General features: G+C 61.1%; 19 protein-coding genes and 2 riboswitches. Of the genes, 8 read left to right on the top strand and 11 right to left on the bottom strand.

Annotation, left to right across the window (positions count from 1 at the left end):
• Positions 1–272: 272 nt before the first annotated feature.
• From ACQKP2_RS26760 to ACQKP2_RS26745, 4 genes are all read right to left on the bottom strand, one after another.
• Entirely contained in the window at positions 273–689 is a 417-nt protein-coding gene (locus ACQKP2_RS26760; protein ID WP_427580916.1) for a hypothetical protein, read from the bottom strand.
• 229 nt (positions 690–918) lie between these two features.
• The gene (locus ACQKP2_RS26755) at positions 919–2,478 is read right to left on the bottom strand and encodes a TerC family protein (RefSeq protein ID WP_427580915.1); all 1,560 of its coding nucleotides are present in this window, start codon (positions 2,476–2,478) and stop codon (positions 919–921) included.
• Between the two features lie 27 nt (positions 2,479–2,505).
• Positions 2,506–2,661, bottom strand: a complete 156-nt coding sequence (locus ACQKP2_RS26750) for a hypothetical protein (RefSeq protein ID WP_427580914.1) — start codon at positions 2,659–2,661, stop codon at positions 2,506–2,508.
• 119 nt (positions 2,662–2,780) lie between these two features.
• A complete protein-coding gene (locus tag ACQKP2_RS26745; protein ID WP_427580913.1) occupies positions 2,781–3,746 on the bottom strand; it encodes an AraC family transcriptional regulator ligand-binding domain-containing protein in 966 nt (321 codons plus the stop codon).
• Between the two features lie 68 nt (positions 3,747–3,814).
• Here ACQKP2_RS26745 and ACQKP2_RS26740 point away from each other — a divergent pair, with 68 nt between their 5' ends.
• Together ACQKP2_RS26740 and ACQKP2_RS26735 are read left to right on the top strand one after the other, a co-directional pair.
• Complete coding sequence (locus ACQKP2_RS26740) at positions 3,815–4,669, top strand: sterol desaturase family protein (RefSeq protein WP_427580912.1); 855 nt, start codon at positions 3,815–3,817, stop codon at positions 4,667–4,669.
• Entirely contained in the window at positions 4,666–5,262 is a 597-nt protein-coding gene (locus ACQKP2_RS26735) for an NADPH-dependent FMN reductase (RefSeq protein ID WP_427580911.1), read from the top strand. Before ACQKP2_RS26740 ends, ACQKP2_RS26735 begins: the two co-directional genes overlap by 4 nt.
• Positions 5,263–5,304: 42 nt before the next feature.
• On the opposite strand, the gene ACQKP2_RS26730 is transcribed toward ACQKP2_RS26735, so the two are convergent.
• A complete protein-coding gene (locus ACQKP2_RS26730) occupies positions 5,305–5,709 on the bottom strand; it encodes a MerR family transcriptional regulator (protein ID WP_427580909.1) in 405 nt (134 codons plus the stop codon).
• 77 nt (positions 5,710–5,786) lie between these two features.
• On the opposite strand from ACQKP2_RS26730, the gene ACQKP2_RS26725 reads away from it, so the two are divergent.
• A complete protein-coding gene (locus ACQKP2_RS26725) occupies positions 5,787–7,013 on the top strand; it encodes an NADH:flavin oxidoreductase/NADH oxidase family protein (RefSeq protein ID WP_427580908.1) in 1,227 nt (408 codons plus the stop codon).
• A gap of 136 nt (positions 7,014–7,149) precedes the next feature.
• Here ACQKP2_RS26725 and ACQKP2_RS26720 read toward each other — a convergent pair whose 3' ends face one another.
• The 4 genes from ACQKP2_RS26720 to cobW all read right to left on the bottom strand — a co-directional run bounded on the left by ACQKP2_RS26720 (position 7,150) and on the right by cobW (position 13,886).
• A complete protein-coding gene (locus tag ACQKP2_RS26720) occupies positions 7,150–7,833 on the bottom strand; it encodes a vWA domain-containing protein (RefSeq protein WP_427580917.1) in 684 nt (227 codons plus the stop codon).
• Positions 7,815–8,822, bottom strand: a complete 1,008-nt coding sequence (locus ACQKP2_RS26715) for an ATP-binding protein (protein ID WP_427580907.1) — start codon at positions 8,820–8,822, stop codon at positions 7,815–7,817. Before ACQKP2_RS26715 ends, ACQKP2_RS26720 begins: the two co-directional genes overlap by 19 nt.
• Positions 8,823–8,972: 150 nt before the next feature.
• A complete protein-coding gene (cobN, locus tag ACQKP2_RS26710; protein WP_427580906.1) occupies positions 8,973–12,815 on the bottom strand; it encodes a cobaltochelatase subunit CobN in 3,843 nt (1,280 codons plus the stop codon).
• A gap of 3 nt (positions 12,816–12,818) precedes the next feature.
• Complete coding sequence (gene cobW, locus ACQKP2_RS26705; RefSeq protein WP_427580904.1) at positions 12,819–13,886, bottom strand: cobalamin biosynthesis protein CobW; 1,068 nt, start codon at positions 13,884–13,886, stop codon at positions 12,819–12,821.
• Positions 13,887–13,984: 98 nt separating this feature from the next.
• Positions 13,985–14,196: riboswitch (cobalamin riboswitch) on the bottom strand.
• 176 nt (positions 14,197–14,372) lie between these two features.
• A riboswitch (cobalamin riboswitch) is annotated at positions 14,373–14,598 on the top strand.
• Between the two features lie 122 nt (positions 14,599–14,720).
• On the opposite strand from cobW, the gene ACQKP2_RS26700 reads away from it, so the two are divergent.
• The 4 genes from ACQKP2_RS26700 to cobM all read left to right on the top strand — a co-directional run bounded on the left by ACQKP2_RS26700 (position 14,721) and on the right by cobM (position 16,880).
• Positions 14,721–14,915, top strand: a complete 195-nt coding sequence (locus ACQKP2_RS26700) for a CbtB domain-containing protein (protein ID WP_427580903.1) — start codon at positions 14,721–14,723, stop codon at positions 14,913–14,915.
• An 11-nt stretch (positions 14,916–14,926) separates the two neighbouring features.
• Entirely contained in the window at positions 14,927–15,640 is a 714-nt protein-coding gene (locus ACQKP2_RS26695; protein WP_427580901.1) for a CbtA family protein, read from the top strand.
• Positions 15,637–16,050 carry a cobalamin biosynthesis protein gene (locus ACQKP2_RS26690; RefSeq protein ID WP_427580900.1) on the top strand — a complete coding sequence of 138 codons (414 nt, stop codon included), beginning with the start codon at positions 15,637–15,639 and terminating at the stop codon, positions 16,048–16,050. The genes ACQKP2_RS26695 and ACQKP2_RS26690 overlap by 4 nt, the downstream gene beginning before the upstream one ends.
• Before the next feature lie 83 nt (positions 16,051–16,133).
• Positions 16,134–16,880 (top strand): precorrin-4 C(11)-methyltransferase, encoded by a 747-nt coding sequence (gene cobM / locus ACQKP2_RS26685; protein ID WP_427580898.1) that lies wholly within the window; start codon positions 16,134–16,136, stop codon positions 16,878–16,880.
• 146 nt (positions 16,881–17,026) lie between these two features.
• Here cobM and nfuA read toward each other — a convergent pair whose 3' ends face one another.
• Both nfuA and ACQKP2_RS26675 read right to left on the bottom strand, forming a co-directional pair.
• The gene (nfuA, locus tag ACQKP2_RS26680) at positions 17,027–17,611 is read right to left on the bottom strand and encodes a Fe-S biogenesis protein NfuA (protein ID WP_024781251.1); all 585 of its coding nucleotides are present in this window, start codon (positions 17,609–17,611) and stop codon (positions 17,027–17,029) included.
• A gap of 198 nt (positions 17,612–17,809) precedes the next feature.
• Positions 17,810–20,107 (bottom strand): fatty acid cis/trans isomerase, encoded by a 2,298-nt coding sequence (locus tag ACQKP2_RS26675; RefSeq protein ID WP_427580896.1) that lies wholly within the window; start codon positions 20,105–20,107, stop codon positions 17,810–17,812.
• Between the two features lie 155 nt (positions 20,108–20,262).
• On the opposite strand from ACQKP2_RS26675, the gene ACQKP2_RS26670 reads away from it, so the two are divergent.
• A partial coding sequence (locus ACQKP2_RS26670) for a homocysteine S-methyltransferase family protein (protein WP_427580894.1) occupies positions 20,263–21,694 on the top strand: 1,432 nt, incomplete at its 3' end.

The following is a 21,694-nucleotide window of genomic DNA, read 5'->3' as shown; positions in this document are numbered from 1 at the left end:
GGATGTGGTTGATGTAGGGCGATTCGCTAAATCACTTTTCTAAAACACAACGCCGCGCAGGGATCACTCCCTGCGCGGCGATAACTGTCAGAAAAATCGTTTTCAGTCGCGGGAATCGCGAGCTTACAGTTCCTGGAGCTTGATCCGCGGCTTGAATGAAAAACTCTCAAAGTCCGAATCAGACTCACAAACAAAAACCAATTTACCTTTTGTCAATGAGACCGTAGCCCTCCAAAAATCCACACTTCAGCCTTTAACTTGTACATTCCGGACTAATAGATATGATTGAACGAACACTTTGCCACATCCGTACTCTGACAACTTTTATCCGTCCAGTTGCTGCCATCAGCAGGTTGCCATTCATGGACAGGTTTCAACACCAATCTGACACCCGCCGCACCACTGCCCTCGTAGTCACAAATAACCGCATCCATGCTGTTCCTTTGATCCGTCTTTTCTTTGTATTGAGCGCCAGAGAAATTTGAGTCTTTTAAATATGAGGCCTCCGCATGATCGTTTTCACCGTTCCATACCTGCCCCCTTGGTCCATCCGCCGTATAGACATACCCACCTATATCCATACGACTTTGTTTGATGTCCGAAACCTGCGGGCAAGAAGTGGTATCTGCAAAAGTATTTCCCGCAAGCGCCATGAGTGCGAATAATCCCACTGAAAATTTACGGTTCATCATTCAACCCCTATTAACTGGAAGATTTAATACTGATACCGTTTGACGCTTGCCTCTACTGTAATAAATGACAGTCGTTAATACTAAAAGGCGATTAAAAGGCTGTTACATACTCTGGTTCGAAACAGAACAAGTAGACCCAAACCCTGTAACCAATAACACCACTTGGATACAGTCGGGTACGAGGTACCCTCGTGTCGCACCGATAGCGTTGAGCCCGCACGGCCATTCAAATTGGATGACGAACCAGCATTACCCTCGTCACGCGTCGCTCTTCAATCATGACCACCGTTATGCACCAGCCCCGATAAACAAGGCTGTCGCCGATCATCGGCAACCGGTCCAGCAAACTCACCACCAACCCGGCAAGCGTCTGGTAGTCGTCGGTCGGCTCTGCGGCAAATCCGGTGCGCTGGCGCACTCGCGCCAGGTTCAACGCACCGTTGACCACATAGCCGCCCTGCTCCTCGACCACGTCCGGACCTTCGATTTCGCTGGCGTCGGGCAATTCGCCGGCAATCGACTCAAGGATGTCGGTCATGGTCAGCAGGCCGACGAAATCGCCGAATTCGTTGACCACGAATGCGATATGCGTCGAAGCCTTGCGCATCTGCTCCAGGGCATTGAGGATCGAATAGCTGTCCAGCAGGTTGATGGGGTTGCGCGCCAGGTGTGCAAGGTCAGGTTCATTGCCGGCCAGGTACTCCTTCAACAGCTCCTTCTTGTGCACGAAGCCCAGGGGCTCATCCACCGCACCGTTGCGAATCAACGGCAGGCGCGAGTAGGACGAATACATCAGCCGTGTACGAATCGCTTCGGCGTCATCGGCCAGGTCGATGTAATCGATATCGGCGCGCACGGTCATCAAGGTGCGTATCGGTCGCTCGGCCAGTTGCAGCACGCCGCTGATCATCACCCGTTCACGGCGACCGAACAGCTCTTCACTGTGCATGTCACCGTCGTCCAGCAGGTCGGCGATTTCTTCACCGACTTCCTCCACCGCCACCTTGCGCCCACCGAGCAAGCGCATCACCGCGTGGGCGGTACGTTCGCGCATGGGTCGCAGGCCCTGCATCGACCGCTTGCGACGGGCCCGGGCGATCTGGTTGAACACTTCGATCAGGATCGAAAAGCCGATGGCCGCATACAGGTAGCCCTTGGGAATGTGGAAACCCAGGCCTTCGGCGGTCAGGGCAAAACCGATCATCATCAAAAAGCCCAGGCACAGCATGATCACGGTCGGGTGCGCGTTGACGAAACGGGTCAAGGGTTTGCTGGCGACAATCATCAAGCCGATGGAGATGATCACCGCGATCATCATGACCGCCAGCTCATCGACCATGCCCACGGCAGTGATCACCGCATCGAGCGAGAACACTGCGTCCAGCACCACGATCTGCGCCACGATGGGCCAGAACAACGCATAGGCGGTGCCGGACGAACGCTGACCGACGTGGCCTTCCAGCCGTTCGTGCAGTTCCATGGTGGCCTTGAACAGCAGGAACACACCACCGAACAGCATGATCAGGTCACGCCCGGAGAACGCCTTGTCGAACACCTCGAACAACGGCTGGGTCAGTGTCACCAGCCAGGAAATACTCGCCAGCAGGCCCAGTCGCATCAGCAAGGCCAGGGACAGGCCGATAATGCGCGCCCGGTCGCGCTGCGCCGGCGGCAACTTGTCCGCGAGGATGGCGATAAACACCAGATTGTCGATGCCCAGCACCAGTTCCAGCACAATCAGCGTCAACAGGCCCAACCATGCGGTGGGATCGGCTAACCATTCCATAACGTTGTCTCGATCTCTTCAGTGAATTCAGAATGCCGGGCACGGCAAGGCACGGCGCAGGGACCGTGGAAAGGCATTGCCATGGGTATCGGGAACAGGAAGGACCGGGTGTGTGGCGTACATCAAGACCGCGCGCTGGCGCGAAGGGAAAGGAAAACCGGGAGGCTCCGTAAGGGTGTTCATGCAAGTCCTGAAAGGAAAAAAGGACTTGAATCGTACAGGCGAAAGCGACATTTCCTACAGCAGGAAATCATTTCAAGATCTGTAGCCGTTGTTGAAATGACGCCTCGCCCAACCCGCCGTCATTGTGAATCTTCGTGCCAGCGCTTGCGGGCATGGGCGTACGCTGCAAGGTCGCTGTAACCGAGCTTTGTGGCGATCTGCGCGCGGCTGTCACCTTGCAGTTCCAGATACTGCTCCAGTTCTGCGCGAACCCGGTCGAAAAGGACACGGAAGGTCATGCCTTCGTCTTCCAGCCGCCGGCGCAGGGTTCGTGCACTTTGATGCAACGCCTGCGCCTGGGTTTCCAAGCTGGGTTTCTGACTCAGCAAAAGGCTCTGGCGAATACCCTGCGCCACCCTGCCCGCCCAGCCGCTGAGCTGATGCTGGCGTGCCAGCCTGCGGTCCAGCTCCTGGCGCAATACCTCCACCATGCCGGCATGCTGGGTGTGCAGTGGCACTTGCAGGTTGGCCCGGCTGAAATACAGGCGATTGTAAGCACAGTCGAACTGCACATCGTCCCCGAACCACTGGCGGTACTCGTCAACGTAGTCCGGCCTGGAATGAGCAAAGCACGCACGCTGCGGCAGCACACGCACCGGCGTTCCTTCGTTGAGCACACTGAGCGACATCACGCAGTAATGCTCGACCACATAGCGCGCCAGGCTGGCGGGAGCGTCGATGCGAAGCTCCACACCGAGGTCATTGTGCTCTTCGACCAATACGATCCTGTCCATATCCGACGCCAGCTGCGCGTAGCGCGCCCAGAAGCGGACGGCCTCGATGACATTGGCGCTGTACAGGCAGGCATGGGCCAGGACGTGCCGGTCCTGGCGGCTGAAATGCGAGAACAGGTGCAGACCGATCGCCGGATCGTGAGCGGCAGCCCTGGCCCAGAGCTGATCCAGCGCAACGATGCTGTAGTCGCTGCGCACCTGCACCGTACGACTGTGCAGGTAACGCTCCAATACCCGGCCCAGTGGACCACGGTGAAATCGTTCGGGTGAAGGTTTGGCCGGTTCTCGGGTGATTCTGTCCATTTCGCGCATATCGTGGGAAGCACTCCTGGTTTCTTATTGAGCGGCATCGACCTTATCGGCCCCAGACAGAGAGTGCCATGAATACAACAACAATAAACGACAGCCCGATTCCTATCATTGCCGCCATCCTGATGGGTTTCATACTCCTGGAAATTGCCTGCGCCCGTTTCTCCCAGCCCCGCGGCAGCCGTCGCGACGCGATCATCGAGATCATCGGCTCAGGCCTGCTGATGGCTGTCACCCTGCCGCTGGTGACCTTCCTCAGCACCAGTGCGATGCAGCACTTCGTACCGCAATGGAAGAACAGCCTGGCCGACCTGCACTGGATGCTCGGCCTCGGCCTGTTTCTGGTGCTCGACGACATGACCCAGTACTGGTGGCATCGCCTCAGCCACAAGGTGCCGTTCCTTTACTCGCTGCATCGGGCCCATCATTCGGCGGCCTACATGAGCATCCGCATCGTCTACCGCAACAACAGTTTCTATTACCTGTTGATGCCCGGCCTGTGGTTCTGCGGAGCCTTGATCTACATGGGGCTGGCGCACGTGTATTTCGGCTACCTGATAGTCAAGATGCTGGTGATTTTCTCCGCCCACAGCAGCGTGCCCTGGGATGAAAAACTTTACCGCATCCCGGCACTGCGTCCGCTGATGTGGCTGGTGGAGCGAATCATTTCGACCCCTGCCACCCATTCGGCACATCACGGGTTGAATGCCGACGATGGCGTGACGAATTACAAGGGCAATTTCGGCAACCTGCTGTTCTTCTGGGATGTGCTGTTCGGCTCGGCAAAAATCACCCGCCGCCGCCCGGAGCACTACGGCATCGAAGACATGCGTCCGGTCTGTTGGAAAGAGGAATTGTTCTGGCCGCTGGTGCGCACCAGGCCACCACGCAACCAACATCAAGCCACTGAGGAACTGTCCAAATGAGCCTGAACATCGTACTCGTCGCCGGCTCCAGCCAAGCCGAAAGCCAATCGGCCAAGGTCGCCGCCTTCCTCGCCAAACGCTTGCAGGCCCTGCAGTTATGCACGACGCCAGGGATTATCGATCTGGGTCTGGCGCCCTTACCCCTCTGGCCGGCCAGCGATGACCACGGCATCTGGGCTGACTACGCCGCGCTGCTGCGCGAGGCCGATGCCCTGGTGGTGCTGACACCGGAATGGCACGGCATGGCTTGCCCGGCACTGAAGAACTTTTTCGTGCATGCCGGCTACCGGGAACTGGGCCACAAACCGGCCCTTCTGGTGGGCATTTCCTCGGGTCAGGGCGGGGCCTACCCGCTGTCGGAACTGCGTGCTTCAAGCTACAAGAATTGCCGCATCTGTTACCTTCCCGAGCAACTGATCGTGCGACAGGTGGAAACGGTGATGAACAGCACGCAAAGTGCCGGCGCCGAAGACCTGCGCATCCGTCGTCGAGCCGACTGGTCGCTCACCGTACTGGCCGAATATGCCAGGGCACTGGCCAATATGAACGCTCGAATCAGCATCGACGATCCGGAGTTCGCCAACGGCATGTAACGTGGAGGACTGCTCAGGTCTCGTGAAGGCTTGAGCCGTCCGCTACGGCTTGAGTGACGCAAGCACCCGTTCGGCATTGGCATCGCAAGCCATGCCTTCGGGCTTGGCCTGAATGTTTTCGATCAACTCCAGCAAGTGCGCCTTGCTCTGGGCCAGATGCTGTTGCATCGCTTCGATCTGCTCGATCTTGCGTTGCAGGCCGAGCATCAGTTCATCGTGCTTGTAGGCGCCTGTCACCGAGTCCGGCAGTAGTTGCTTGAGCTCCTCGAGACTGAACCCGGCCTGCTGGGCACATTGAATGATTTGCAGGGTTTGCAATACCTGCGACGGATAGCGGCGGTAGCCGTTGGCCTGGCGCTCCACCTGACGGATCAGGCCCTGCGCCTCGTAGAAACGGATACGCGATGCGCTCAATCCGCTCAATTGCGCCAATTCACCAATCTTCATCGATGCCTCGTTTACCTGCTTGACATTAAAGTTAACTTTAAGCTTAGCCTCTGCTCATCACAAGTGAGGAGTCAAGCATGTCGCCCTTCCAGATACTGAACTTGCCCAACGGCCAGACCATCGGTAACCGCATCGCCAAAGCGGCGATGGAGGAAAACCTCGCCGACGCCGATCAGGCGCCCGATGATGCCTTGTTCCATTTGTACCGGGCCTGGGCCGAAGGCGATGCCGGGTTGTTGTTGACCGGTAACGTGATGATCGACCGCCGTGCGATGACCGGCCCCGGTGGCGTGGTGCTCGAAGATGAACGCCACCTGGAACGTTTCCGCCGATGGGCCGCCATCGGTCGTGCCGGCGGCGCGCAATTCTGGATGCAACTCAATCATCCGGGCCGCCAGACCATGGCCAATCTGGGCCAGCAAGCCTTGGCGCCCTCCGCTGTGGCGCTGGAACTGGGATCGTTTTCAAAGATGTTCGCCGAGCCGACACCCATGAGCGAAGCCGACATCCAAGCGGTGATCCAGCGTTTTGCCCGCAGTGCGGCGCTGGCGGAAAAGGCCGGGTTCACCGGGGTACAGATTCATGCCGCGCATGGATACCTGATCAGCCAGTTTCTTTCGCCATTGACCAATCGCCGAAACGACCAATGGGGCGGTTCGCTGGAAAACCGCGCCCGCCTGCTGCTGGCGGTGGTCGCCGCCGTGCGCGAAGCGGTGTCGCCGCGGTTTTGTGTGTCGGTAAAGCTCAATTCGGCGGACTTTCAGCGCGGCGGCTTCGATGACAACGATGCCCGGCAGGTGATTGAGTGGCTCAACGAGTACCCCATCGACCTGCTCGAACTGTCCGGCGGCAGCTACGAAGCACCCGCTATGCAAGGTGAGGCCCGTGACGGCCGGACACTGGAGCGCGAAGCCTATTTTCTGGAGATGGCCGGTGAACTGGCCCGTGTGGCGTGCATGCCGGTCATGGTCACAGGCGGGATCCGGCGCCTGGCAATCGTTGAACAGGTACTCGACAGCGGCATCGACATGGCCGGGATCGGCACTGCGCTGGCCGTCGAGCCGCAGCTGGTCAAGCATTGGCGCCAGGGCCGCAACAGCCATCCGCAACTGCCGCCGATTCGCTGGAAGCGCAAGCCGCTGGCGGCACTGGCGAGCATGGCGGTCGTCAAGTTCCAACTGCATCGCTTGAGTCGTGGACGCAAGACCCGGCCCGAGGTGTCGGCAGTATGGGCGTTGATACTGGATCGACTGTTCATCGCCCGGCGTACTCGCCAGTACCGGCAAGCCATGGATTCTCTGTAGGAGCGAGCGCGCTCGCGATGGTCGTCAACGATAACGCTGGAAACCAGACACCGCGCGTCGCTCTCAGGTTCATCGTCGAAACACCGCCCGGAGCATGCTCGCGCCTACAACTTCCTTAACTGAACAGCATTACGGCTCAGCCCGGAACCAGCTCATCGATATGCCGATACTCCGACTGCAACTGCATCGCCAGCGCCCTGCCGCGCCCCAGCCGAATCGGTCCACGCTCGATGTCGATCAGCAGCCCCGGACATTCGAGCGCTGGCAGCGCCGGCCAGTCTTTCAGGCGGCCATCGGTGACCAGCAACAACCGTTGCTGCTCCGCCGGCAAGCTTTTTTGCCGCGCGGCCAACCAGCGCCCGGCCTCCTCCAGCGCCGCCAGCAACGGTGTCCCGCCGCCCGCACCGAGCCCTTCGAGCCAGTGGCGCAAGCCACTGGACGCCTTCAGCCCCTGTACCTGCCACTTCGGCACGGCACCGCTGGCCGTGAGCAAGGCCAGGCGCGCGCGCTGGCGGTAGGCGTCGTCGAACAGTTGCGCCAGCAGCCCTTTGGCATCACTCAACGCCTGATGGCGGCGGGTCGATGCCGAGGCGTCCACAATGACCAGCCAGAGTTCATGGAGTGAACGTGTGCGCAAGTGAAACAGCAGGTCTTCGCGCCGACGTGGCCGTCCCTTGAGTAGCGTGCCCGACCAGTTGACCGAACCGTCGCGGGCGGCCTGGCGCTTGCCCTGCTTGCCATGATCCAGTCGTCCGGCACGGGGTCTGGCATTCGCCCCCGCGTCGGAACGAGGGCGAATGCCTAGGGCTTTTTTGGCCAGCTCGGTACTTCACGTCGTGCACCCGTGGGCAGCGCCTGAGCGGGTAACTCCCCCCACTGCCCCTGGCCTTCGCTGGGGCTGGCGTTCTGACTGACAGGCGGTTGTGACGCACGGGATTGTCGGGGGGGCGCGGCTGAATCGTCGCGACGACGATGGCGCAAGGCAAACTCGGCCACCGCGTCGATATCTTCAGCGGCGATGGCACTCGCTGCACGCCAGGCCGCGTGGGCCCTTGCCGCGCGCAGCCAGACCAAATCAGCGCGCAAGCCATCGACGCCGGCGGCAAAGCAACGCTCGGTGATCTGCGCCAGCGCGGTATCGTCCAGGGCAATGCTCGCCAGGTTCGTGCGCGCCCGCTGGCAACGTTCGCGCAGCGCTTGTTGCCGGCTCTCCCACTCGGCGCAAAAGCCCTGCGGGTCGCTGTCGAAATCCAGGCGTCGACGGATGATCTGACCACGCTCGGCCGGCGCCATCTGGCCGCTGAGTGCGACGTTCAGGCCAAAGCGATCGAGCAATTGCGGGCGCAGTTCGCCCTCTTCCGGGTTCATGGTGCCGATCAGCACGAACTTCGCCGAATGCCGATGGGAAATGCCATCACGCTCCACCAGGTTGGTCCCGCTGGCAGCGACGTCGAGCAGCAGGTCGACCAGATGATCCGGCAGCAGATTGACTTCATCGACATAGAGCACGCCGCCATCCGCTTTGGCCAGCACGCCGGGGGAGAATTGCGCCCGCCCTTCACTCAGGGCCGCGTCCAGGTCGAGGGTGCCGACCAGACGCTCTTCCGTGGCCCCCAGGGGCAAGGTCACGAACGGGCCATCGGCGAGTAAGTCCGCCAGGCCGCGGGCCAGGGTCGACTTGGCCATGCCCCGCGGACCTTCGATCAGCACCCCGCCGATCTTCGGGTCGATGGCGGTCAGGTACAGCGCCAGTTTCAAATCGTCGGCGCCGACCACGGCCGAAAGCGGGAAATGCGGGGTGTCGTTCATTGTTCAATCTCGGTCATGGTCGGTAATTTCACAAACACCTTCACTCCTGTGGGAGCGAGCCTGCTCGCGATAACGGTCTGTCAGTCAACATTTGTGTTGAGCGTGATGGCCTCTTCGCGGGCAAGCCTCGCTCCTACAGGAGGGACAGCATTAGCTGTCTTCTTCTATATCCAGCAACAGATTTTCCAGCGCCTCGCGATATTCGCCCGGCTCTTTCCACAGACCCCGTTGTTGCGCCTCGAGCATCCGCTCGGTCATGTCGCGCAAGGCATGGGGGTTATGCTCGCGCACGAAATCCCGGGTGTCGGGATCCAGCAAATAGGCATCGGCCAGCAGCGCGTATTGGTGATCGTCGATCAACTGCGTGGTGGCATCGAACGCAAACAGGTTGTCGACCGTCGCGGCCATTTCGAAGGCACCCTTATAGCCGTGCCGCTTGACCCCATCGAGCCACTTCGGGTTGGCCGCGCGGGAGCGAATGACCCGGTTCAGTTCCTCTTTCAGGGTGCGGATCTTCGGCAGATCCGGCTGACTGTGGTCACCGTGATAACTGGCCGCTGCTTCGCCACTGAGGCTTTCCACGGCGGCGAGCATGCCGCCCTGGAACTGGTAATAATCATTGGAATCGAGCAAGTCGTGCTCGCGATTGTCCTGGTTTTGCAGCACCGCTTGCACTTTACTCAGTCGCCGGGCGAACTGTTCGCGAGCCGCGGTGCCCTCATCGGCGCCGCCGTAAGCATAGCCGCCCCAGTTCAGGTAAACCTCGGCCAGGTCCTCGCGGGTCTGCCACAGGCGACCGTCGATAGCCCCCTGCACGCCGGCACCATAGGCGCCTGGCTTGGCGCCGAAAATACGCCAACCGGCCTGACGCCGTGCGGCCTCTTCATCAAGGCCCGATTGCAGCAACGCCTCCCGCTCTTCCCGCACCCTGGCCGCCAGCGGGTTGAGATCGTCCGGCTCGTCCAGCGCGGCGACCGCCTGCACGGCAGCGTCGAACAGGCGGATCAGGTTGGCGAAGGCATCGCGGAAGAATCCCGAGACACGCAAGGTCACGTCCACCCTTGGCCGGTCGAGCAGGCTCAATGGCAGGATTTCAAAGTCATCGACCCGTTGGCTGCCCGTGGCCCAGACCGGACGCACCCCCATCAGTGCCATGGCCTGCGCAATGTCGTCGCCACCGGTGCGCATGGTCGCCGTACCCCATACCGACAGGCCGAGCTGGCGCAAATGATCGCCGTGATCCTGCAAGTGGCGCTCAAGAATCAGGTTGGCCGACTGGAAACCAATGCGCCACGCGGTGGTGGTCGGCAGGTTGCGCACGTCCACCGAGTAGAAGTTGCGTCCGGTGGGCAGTACATCCAGGCGCCCGCGACTGGGGGCGCCGCTGGGGCCGGCCGGGACGAAACGACCGCTCAGGGCATCGAGCAATCCACGCATTTCCGCCGGTCCGCAGGCATCCAGGCGTGGCGCGACCACTTCGCGCAAGCCGTCCATGATGGCGTCCACTTCAACCCAATCCGCCCCCTGTAGGAGCGAGCACGCTCGCGATGGACTGTCAGTAAACATCGATGTGGCTGACACTCCATCGCGAGCAGGCTCGCTCCCACAGGGGGCATTCAATACTTGAGAAATCAGTTGTGCAGCGAACAGCTCAAGACGTTCGCGGGTGTCGCCCGTGGTCCGCCAGGGCTCATCGCTGATCGACAACAATGCTTCTGGCCGAGGCCCGGTCCAGGGTTCGGCCAACGCGCAATCCAGCGGATCGAAACCCAGCTCGAACGCCTTGGCCAATGCGCGCAGCACACTCGAATGCGCACCGCGACCGTCTCCCCTGGGAATGCGCAGCAAGGCGAGCAAGGTATCGATGCGCAGGCGGCCGGCGGGTGATTCGCCGAACACGTGCAGGCCATCGCGGATCTGCGACTCTTTCAAATCGCACAGGTAGGTGTCCAGGCGCGGCAGCCAGATCGCCGCATCGGCTTCGCCGTCGAGTGCCCCTTCCAGCTGCAGTTCGCGGTCGATATGCGTGTCGCGCACCAGTTGCAGAATGTCGCGTTGCAACTCACGGGCGCGGCGCGGATCGAGCAGTTGCGCTTCGTAGTATTCGTCGGCCAACAGCTCCAGATTGCGCAACGGACCGTAGGTCTCGGCGCGGGTCAGCGGCGGCATCAAGTGGTCGATGATCACCGCCTGGGTACGGCGCTTGGCCTGCGCGCCCTCGCCCGGGTCGTTGACGATGAATGGATAGATGTTCGGCAATGGCCCCAGCAACGCATCCGGCCAGCAGTTTTCGGACATCCCGACGCCCTTGCCCGGCAGCCATTCCAGGTTGCCGTGCTTGCCGACATGGATCACCGCGTGGGCGCCATAGGTATTGCGCAACCAGAAATAGAACGCGAGGTAACCGTGGGGCGGCACCAGGTCCGGGTCGTGGTACACCGCGCTCGGGTCCACCTGATAGCCGCGCGCCGGTTGAATGCCGACGAAGGTCAGGCCGAAACGGACCCCGGCGATCATCATCCGCCCGCTGCGGTGCATCGGGTCGCGTTCGGGCGCGCCCCAGCGCTCCAGGACCGCCTGGCGATTGGCCTCGGGCAGCCTGTTGAACATCGTCAGGTAATCGTCCATGGCCAGGCTTTGCTGGCACGGGCGCTGGTCGAGGGTGTCGAGATCGTTGCTGACACCGCCCAGCAATTGCCGGATCAGTGCCGTGCCGCTGTCCGGCAGATCGGCCGGCAAGGGGTAACCTTCAGCCTGCAACGCCCGCAGGATGTTCAGGGCCGCCGCCGGCGTGTCGAGGCCGACACCATTGCCGATGCGTCCATCGCGGGTCGGGTAGTTGGCAAGAATCAGCGCCACGCGTTTTTCAAGGTTGGGCAATCGCGCCAGATCGGTCCAGCGACGCGCCAGTTCGGCCACGAAATCCATGCGTTCAGGTTGCGGCCGGTAGCAGACCACATCGCATTCGCTGCGCTCGCTGCGCCACGCCAGATCCTTGAAGCTGATGGGCCGGCTGATGATGCGTCCGTCCAGTTCAGGCAAGGCGATGTGCATTGCCAGATCACGCGGTCCCAACCCCTGTTCGCTGGCGCGCCAGCCCGGTTCGTTGTCCTGGGCGCAGATCGCCTGAATCACCGGAATGTCTCGGCGAAACGGTCGCAGGTGCGGGGCCTCCGGGCTCGACTGAGCGAATCCGGTGGTGTTGAGAATGACCCCTGCTTCGACTTCATCGAGCCAATCCTCGATGACCGACAGGCAACCTGGCTCTTTCAGGCTGGCCAGCGCAATCGGCAGCGGGTTAAGCTCCGCGCGTTGCAATCGCTGGCAAAACACATCGATGAATCCGGTGTTCGCCGCCTGCAAATGCGAGCGGTAGAACAACACCGCCGCCACGGGTTGATCGGCCTGCCAGTCGGCTTGCCAATCCTGCAAGGTCGCGGTGCTCTTGTGCGGGTGATAAATCGCCGTGCGCGGCAGGGTCTGCGGTTCCGACCAGGCATAGTCACGCCCAAGCCAACGGGTGGCCAGGCAGCGAAACAGGTCGAGTGCATTGGCCATGCCGCCCTGGCGCAAGAAGTGCCAGAGCCGCTCGCGGTCTGGCACGGCAACGGTGCTCAGGTCGCTGAGTTCCGGGTCCGGACGGTCATCGCCCGGCACCAGAATCAGCTCTACGCCCTGCTGTGACAATGCCACCAGACGCTCGACGCCATATCGCCAATAAGCGATACCGCCGTGCAGGGAAATCAGAATGACTTTGGCGTGTCGCAGCACGTCTTCGACGTACAGATCGACCGATGCGTGGTTCTGCACCTGCATCGGATTGGCCAGCCGAACGCTGGGGTAGTCGTCGGGCAACTGCTGCGCCGCTTCGGCGAGCAGCGCCAGGCTGGAGTCGCCGCTGCACAGGATCACCAGCTCAGCGGGGGTCTGGCCAAGGTCGGCAATGTTGTCGTCCGACACGAAACCGCCGGGCTGGGTCCTGAGCAGGTGCATGGCTTACACGCTGAGCGCGGCGCGCAATTGTGCTTCTAGCAACGCTGCATCCAGTGCCTGACCGATCAGTACCAGCCGCGTGGTGCGCGCTTCATCGGCGCCCCACTGGCGGTCGAAGTGCTTGTCGAAACGCGTGCCCACGCCCTGGATCAGCAGACGCATCGGTTTGTTCGGAACGGCGGCGAACCCCTTGACCCGCAGGATGCCGTGCTGAACCACCAGTTGCGTCAGCGCATCCATCAGCAGGCTTTCGTCGGCTTGCGGCAGCTCGATGGAAATGGAATCGAAGGCGTCGTGGTCGTGGTCATCATGATCGTCACCTTCGTGGTGGTGGTCGTGATGGCTGTGGCGACCGTCAATGTGCTCTTCGGAACCGGCACCAAGGCCGATCAGCACGTCCAGCGGCAGGCGACCGTTGCTGGCCTCAATGACTTTCACCGCCGGCGGCAATTCCTCGGCGACTTCCAGGCGAACACGGGCCAGATCTTCCGGATTGATCAAATCGGCCTTGTTGAGAATCACCAGATCGGCGCTGGACAACTGGTCAGCGAACAATTCGTGCAACGGCGATTCGTGGTCCAGGTTCGGATCGAGCTTGCGCTGGGCGTCGACCTGATCCGGGAACGCGGCGAACGTACCGGCGGCCACCGCCGGGCTGTCGACCACGGTGATCACGGCGTCAACGGTGCAGGCACTGCGGATTTCCGGCCACTGGAAGGCTTGTACCAACGGCTTGGGCAGCGCCAGGCCCGAGGTTTCGATGAGAATGTGATCAAGATCGCCACGGCGGGCGACCAGCTCGCGCATGACCGGGAAGAACTCCTCCTGAACGGTGCAGCACAGGCAGCCGTTGGCCAGTTCATAAACACGGCCGCTGGCTTCTTCTTCGGTGCACCCGATGGCGCATTGCTTGAGGATTTCACCGTCGATGCCCAACTCGCCGAACTCGTTGACAATCACCGCGATGCGGCGGCCCTGGGCGTTGTCGAGCATGTGCCGCAGCAAGGTGGTTTTGCCCGAGCCGAGGAAGCCGGTAACGATGGTGACGGGGAGTTTGGCCAGTGTTTTCATCGGGTGTCCCTTGGCAAGTTGGCGGGCATGCGGGACGAGAAGCGGCCACGCACACACGTGCCGCAAGCGTTCGCCACCGGATCACCCCGCCCGGTTGTAGTGAGAATCTGTTCGAGGCAGGTCTCCTGGCTGACGGCTGGCCAGTCATCGGACTGGCGGTTACTGCGCCTTCCCGCTCGCGCCATGGCTGGCGCATGCAGTGGCATGGCAGAAACTGAACCGTTCACAGTTGCGGGGGCAGCCGCGGCATCGACCGCGTTCCCTTCTTAGCTTCGACAAACGCCGAAGAACCTCGAAAGCGCAAGGCTACGCATCGTATTGGGGCGGGTCAATGTCTTGTGGTGCCCTTCATGACGCCTTCGCGGGCAAGCCTCGCTCCTACGGATTGCATGTACCTGTAGGAGCGAGGCTTGCCCGCGAACAAATTCACCCTGGTCGACAGTTGAGAACGTTTGCCAATTGACGCCCGGCCCTCGCCCATGCTCTCCTACGCATCTTGTTACGGGTGCCCTTCACAGGGTGAAACGGGAAACCGGTGAATCATGTGCTTTACTCAAGAGCCATGTCAGTCCGGTGCTGCCCCCGCAACGGTAAGCGAGCGAAGCGTCAGATCCACTGTGCCGATGCGGCATGGGAAGGTGATGCTTGCAGGCGACGGCGAAAGCCCTTGCCCCTCGCGAGCCCGGAGACCGGCCCGCAATACAAAGTGAGCAATTGAATCACTCAATGACAAACCCGCGGTGGGCGGGCGCTGTTTGACGTTCTGCGTGCCCGGTCGGGCGCAGTCTGTGCATGCGCCTTCGATTCCCCGCTGACACAACAGAGGGAAACGCCATGTCGATTATCAGCAGCACCGGCCACAGCAGCACCGCAGCCAACACCTCCACCCTGAGCCAACGCCTGACCGCTGCCATTTGCGCATCGATCCTCGGCGCCTGCCTGGTCTATTTCGCCGGTTTCTCGCACATTGAAGCGGTGCACAACGCCGCTCACGATACCCGCCACAGCTCCGCGTTTCCGTGCCATTGAGACCTGCCGACATGATCAAGCGTATTGCGCAAACCGCAGGTTTCACCGGCCTGTTGGCCGCCCTGCTGCTGACCCTGCTGCAGAGCTTGTGGGTTTCGCCACTGATTCTGCAGGCCGAGACCTACGAAAAGGCCGAACCGGCCGCTGCTGAAGTTCACGAGCACGCCCACGGCGAAGGCGCTGTTGCCGCTCATAGCCATGACGCTGAAGCCTGGGAGCCAGAAGACGGTTGGCAGCGCGTGCTGTCCACCACGGGCGGCAACCTGGTGGTCGCTGTCGGTTTCGCCCTGATGCTTGCCGGTCTCTACACCCTGCGTGCGCCAACCAAAACGTCTCAGGGTCTGCTCTGGGGCCTGGCCGGCTATGCGACTTTCGTTTTGGCGCCGACCCTCGGCCTGCCGCCTGAATTGCCGGGCACCGCTGCCGCCGATCTGGCGCAACGACAAATCTGGTGGATCGGCACGGCCGCTTCAACGGCTGTCGGTATCGCCCTGATCGTATTCAGCCGCCACTGGCTGATGAAAGCGCTCGGCGCAGCCATCATTGCCGTTCCCCATGTCATCGGCGCGCCTCAACCGGAAGTGCACTCGATGCTCGCCCCCGAAGCACTGGAAGCCCAGTTCAAAATCGCTTCGCAACTGACCAATGTAGCGTTCTGGCTGGCCCTGGGCCTGATCAGCGCCTGGCTGTTCCGCCGCAAAGGCGATGGCCAATACCACGCATGACGGATGCCGGCACAGCGCCGACCCTGGTGGTCGGCCTTGGCTGCCAGCGCGGCTGCCCCGTCGCCACCTTAAGGGCACTGCTGGATCAGGCATTGCAGGCACACCGGATTGCCCTGCATGAGATCAAGGCGTTGGCCAGCATCGACCTCAAGCGCGACGAACCCGCCCTGGCCGAACTGGCCGAGCAACTCGGCTTGCCGATGAGGTATTTCAGCAGCGAGCAATTGGCCGCGTATCAATCGCAACTCAGTCACCGTTCAGAGATCGCCTTCGAGCGCACCGGTTGCTATGGCGTAGCCGAGAGCGCTGCGCTGGCCCTGGCCGAACAATTGGCCGATGCACCGGCGAAACTGCTGATCCCGCGACAAAAATATGCCCAGGCCACGCTGGCATTGGCGGGTGCTGCGTAAAATCCCCGATAATTGGCGCATTCGATCATGAGCAATCTTCATCTGAAGCCTTGCCCGCCACTTCTTTGCAACAGGAACCGACGATGACCGTCTACTTCATTGGCGCAGGTCCCGGCGATCCCGACCTGATCACCGTCAAGGGCCAGCGGCTGATTCGCAGCTGTCCGGTGATCATCTATGCCGGCTCGCTGGTACCGGCCGCCGTGCTGGAAGGCCATTGCGCCGAACAGGTGGTCAACAGCGCCGAGCTGCACCTGGAACAGATCATCGAACTGATCAAGACCGCCCATGCCAAGGGGCAGGACGTGGCACGCGTGCACTCTGGCGATCCGAGCCTGTATGGCGCCATCGGCGAACAGATTCGTTACCTGCGCGAACTGGGTATCACGTTCGAAATCATTCCCGGTGTGACCGCGACCGCCGCCTGCGCCGCGCTGCTGGGGACAGAACTGACGTTGCCGGATGTGTCACAGAGCGTCATTCTCACCCGCTACGCCGACAAAACCGCAATGCCCCCCGGTGAAGAGCTGGGCAGCCTGGCGCAACATGGAGCGACCATGGCGATTCACCTGGGGGTCAATCACCTGGAAAAAATCCTCGCCGAATTGCTGCCGCACTATGGCGCGGATTGTCCTATTGCGGTGATTCATCGCGCGACCTGGCCGGATCAGGATTGGGTTGTGGGAACGCTGGAGGATATTGCCGGCAAGGTGGCCGCCAAAGGGTTTCGGCGCACGGCTTTGATTCTGGTCGGGCGAGTGCTGGGCAGCGATCAATTCAGCGATTCGTCGCTTTATCGCGCAGGGCATGCACACCTCTACAGGCCATAGGGCCCTTCGCGAGCAGGCTCGCTCCCACATAGCGAACGCTACAGACCCACTGTGGGAGCGAGCCTGCTCGCGAAGGCGCCTGTGAAACTCAGACACAAAAAAACGGCGCTCACGGGGCGCCGTTTTTTCAGTTCGCAGCGAACACCTTAGTAGTAGGCGTTTTCTTTCTGCGTGTGGTCGGTCACGTCACGTACACCCTTGAGCTCCGGGATGCGCTCGAGCAAGGTGCGTTCGATGCCTTCCTTCAACGTGACGTCCGCCTGGCCGCAGCCCTGGCATCCGCCACCGAACTGCAGAACGGCGATCCCGTCTTCGACTACATCGATCAGGCTGACCTGACCGCCGTGGCTGGCCAGCCCCGGATTGATCTCGGTTTGCAGGTAATAGTTGATGCGCTCGTTGATCGGGCTGTCGGCGTTGACCATCGGGACTTTGGCGTTTGGCGCCTTGATGGTCAGTTGGCCGCCCATGCGATCGGTGGCGTAGTCGACAACCGCATCGTCCAGGAACGCTTCGCTGAACGAATCGATGTAGGCGGTGAAGCTTTTGAGCCCCAGCGCGGTGTCTTCGGGCTTTTCTTCACCTGGCTTGCAGTAGGCAATGCAAGTCTCGGCATACTGGGTGCCAGGCTGGGTGATAAAGATGCGGATGCCAATGCCCGGGGTGTTCTGCTTGGAGAGCAGATCAGCCAGATAATCGTGGGCGGCGTCGGTGATGGTAATAGCGGTCATGGAAACTCCTCGCAGGCTTGGGCGCAGTTTACGCCAATCATCGCCGCGCACAAAGTCCCAGTATTTTTGTCAAGAAAGATTCATCGATCGCACCTGTAGGAGCCAGGCTTGCCGGCGAAGAACGCTGACGCGGTGTGCAGATGCACCGCGGTGCCTGGCTCGCGGGCAAGCCACGCTCCTACGGGGGATCGGCGATTTTCACAGGTTTTCGTAGCGGTTCATGTCCAGTACGCCCTCTTCCACAGGATCGGTATCGTGGATGTAGCGACTCAGATCATGAAAGTACTGCCAGAACTGCGGGTGACTGCGGCGAATACCCCAACGCTCGACGATTTTCTCGAACGCATCGGCATCCAAGGCACCTTCCATCGCATCCACGAACGCCGGGACTTGTGCTGCAGGAATATTGAACATGAAATTCGGATAACTGCTCAGCACCCCAGGGTAAATGGTGAGCGTGTCCAGCCCCGGCTGATAACGCAGGGACTCGCCCAGCAAAAACGCCACGTTGCTGTGTGCGCGGTTGCGCAGCAGGCTGTACACCACACGCTGGCCACCCGCCGTTTCAATACGCAGCATGGTCGCTTCCGGCAGTTGATCGATGACCTTGAGTCCCGCCGCCGGGCGCGACGTGAGTCGACTCAGGGCCTGCTCGGCATTCTGCAAGTCCAGGGCGATGTTCGGCCTTGAACAATAGGCGCCATCACAGCGATTGATCGGATCAGGCTTGGCGTTGAGTTCGCCATAGCGTGCCAGCAGTTGCATGGCGAAGTCGCGCTTGGGGTCCTTTTCATCGAGTTTCAGCGCGGTTGGCTTGTCGTTGTCGATGGATTCATAGTCCAGCCACATCTTGAATTTGCCGCTGCTCTGGTACCAGTCATCGAGGTAGCCTTGGCGCGATTGGGCGGGCATCAGGCGCAGGAAATTCTGTTCGGCGCCATTGCGAATCAGGTCGAAGTACAAGCGAGTCTGGGCCTGATGGGAGACGTTGCCGAACACATCGAAATTTACCGCCAACTGGTAGTAGGTGCGCTCCAGCAGCGGGAAGTCGAACAGCCACATCGTCTGCGGCACTTCGCCGATCAGGCCCTTGGTCACCGCGGCACTGTCGAAATGCCGGAAAATGCTCAGCAATGCGTTGTCGTTACCGGCCCACAGGGTCGACCAGCTCGGCGCCGATAGCTCGGCATAGCTGTCGCGGCGCAGGGCCTCGTATTCGTTGCGCTTGTCGCGGTAGTTGTGCCACAGGCTCAGGACGCTGCCGACATCGTCATTCTGTCCAGGCATGGCCAACAAGGGCGTGGCCTGGCCGCGATAGTTCGGGTCGGTGATATAGAGGTCGTGCTCGGGCGCCTGGAACAACGCCCAGAAATTGTCGCGGATCACGTCCGTTGCGATCTGCCCCCGGCAAACCGGGCCGCGAATGAAGGTGCGCACGAAATACTCGGCGTTATCGAGCATGAACTGATAACGCGCCTGGGCCGGGATCGCCTCGAAGGTTTCAAACGGGTTGGCCCGGCGCTCCGGTCCGTAGCCCGGCAATGCACTGACCTGCCACTTGCCGTTGTAGAACAGGCTCTTGACCCGTGCCATCTTCGCCGCGCTCAGCGGATAGGTGATGTGGGTCTTGTGCACGATCACGCCTTGCACGGGCCACAAGCGATAGTAGAACTGCGTTCCCGGATCGTCGTTCGGGCGACGGGTATTGATCAGGTCGATGGGCTGACCGGTTGGCGTTCGCGAACGAACCCACTGAAAGAAATGTCCCGGCTCGCCGTCCTTGAAATACAGGTGCGCGAGAAACCAGTGCTCGTAGAGCCAGCGCCCCACCAGACTCTGCCGGGCGCCCGGTGCGTTGAGCAGGTTTTCCCACTGCACCACCTGCAGCGCTTCGCTTGCACTGGGCGCCAGGCCCTGCTCATCGATCGGTGCCCCGCTTGCCAGCCAGCGCTGCAGCGTCCGGTATTGCTGATCGGTCAGGCCGGTAACCGCCAGCGGCATGCCTTGCTTGGGATGTGAACTGGCGTAGCCATCGAATTCCGCGGGCATGGCGCACATGTTTTCGCGGTTCAGACCCAGAACGATGTCTTCGGGCACCTTGGCGTTGGGTTGCAGGGGCGCCTGGTGCCCCAGCTCCAGCATCCGCGCCATCAATGCAGCCTGACTGCCCTGAGCGTCGAGAACCGAATAAAAGCCCTTTTGCTGCCAGGCGCGTTTGCCGAAGGCGTCGTAGAACAGCCGGGTCGGTGCAACGGCCTGGCTGCGATTGCCATCGTAGACCGGGGTTTTGCTGGCCCCCCGGGCCGCGCCTTCGCCACTGCCCAGGTTGAGCTGGCAGGCGGAGTCGTAGCAGGCATGGCAAGCCACGCACTTTTCGGTAAAGATCGGTTGAATATCGCGGGTGTAGGAAATAGCCGTCGAAACCGCCGCCCCCTGGGCCACGGCGCCCCAGCTAGAAAACAGCAATGCGCTGGCGATGACGACGCGATACGACATATCCCTGACTCCGGTCCTTTGAAAACGCCGCGATTTTACCGTTACGACGGCCTCATCAACATGAGCGATATTCATGCAAATCCAGAGCATGCTCTAAAAGCGTACAGGTTTGCTATCATCCCGGCCCTTCGTCATGGTCTTACCGAGTAGTCCAAATGTCCGATCGCAGCGTTCGCCTTCAAGCTCTCAAGCACGCCCTCAAAGAGCGCATCCTGATACTCGATGGCGGCATGGGTACGATGATCCAGAGCTACAAGCTCGAGGAGCAGGATTATCGCGGCAAGCGCTTCGCCGACTGGCCCAGCGACGTCAAGGGCAACAACGACCTCCTGGTGCTGACCCGCCCGGATGTGATCGGTGGCATCGAAAAAGCCTACCTGGACGCTGGCGCCGACATTCTGGAGACCAACACCTTCAACGCGACCCGGATTTCCATGGCTGATTACGGCATGGAAGAACTGGTCTACGAACTCAACGTAGAAGGCGCCCGCCTGGCGCGCAAGGTTGCCGACGCCAAAACCCTCGAGACCCCGGACAAGCCACGCTTTGTCGCCGGCGTGCTCGGCCCGACCAGCCGCACCTGCTCCTTGTCGCCGGATGTGAACAACCCCGGTTACCGCAACGTGACCTTCGATGAGCTGGTGGAAAACTACACCGAGGCCACCAAGGGCCTGATCGAAGGTGGCGTCGACCTGATCCTGATCGAGACCATCTTCGACACCCTCAACGCCAAGGCCGCGATCTTCGCCGTACAGGGCGTCTACGAAGAGCTGGGCGTTGAGCTGCCGATCATGATTTCCGGCACCATCACCGACGCCTCCGGTCGCACCCTGTCCGGCCAGACCACCGAAGCCTTCTGGAACTCCGTGGCCCACGCCAAACCGATTTCGATCGGTTTGAACTGCGCGCTGGGCGCCAGTGAATTGCGTCCGTACCTGGAAGAGCTGTCGGACAAGGCCAGCACTCACGTTTCCGCGCACCCCAATGCCGGTTTGCCAAACGAATTCGGCGAGTACGACGAACTGCCGGCGCAAACGGCCAAGGTCATCGAAGAATTCGCCCAGAGTGGCTTCCTCAATATTGTCGGTGGCTGCTGCGGCACCACGCCTGGTCATATCGAAGCCATTGCCAAGGCCGTGGCCGGTTACGCACCGCGCCAGATCCCGGACATCCCCAAGGCTTGCCGCCTTTCGGGCCTGGAGCCGTTCACCATTGATCGCAACTCGCTGTTCGTCAACGTCGGCGAACGCACCAACATCACCGGTTCCGCCAAGTTCGCCCGCCTGATCCGCGAAGACAACTACACCGAAGCGCTGGAAGTCGCCCTGCAGCAGGTCGAGGCCGGCGCCCAGGTGATCGACATCAACATGGACGAAGGCATGCTCGATTCGAAGAAGGCCATGGTGACCTTCCTCAATCTGATTGCCGGCGAACCGGACATCTCCCGCGTACCGATCATGATCGACTCCTCGAAATGGGACGTGATCGAAGCCGGCCTCAAGTGCATCCAGGGCAAGATTGGCGAGGGCGGAATTGCCGAAGGGGCGAAAAGTGGCCAGTTGCTGGTGGATTTCTCCAGCCTGGAAC

The organism is Pseudomonas sp. NPDC089569, assembly GCF_050280625.1.
Lineage (GTDB): Bacteria > Pseudomonadota > Gammaproteobacteria > Pseudomonadales > Pseudomonadaceae > Aquipseudomonas.
Note: the sequence above shows the minus strand (reverse complement) of the source record. Positions and strands in the feature narration are given on the sequence as shown.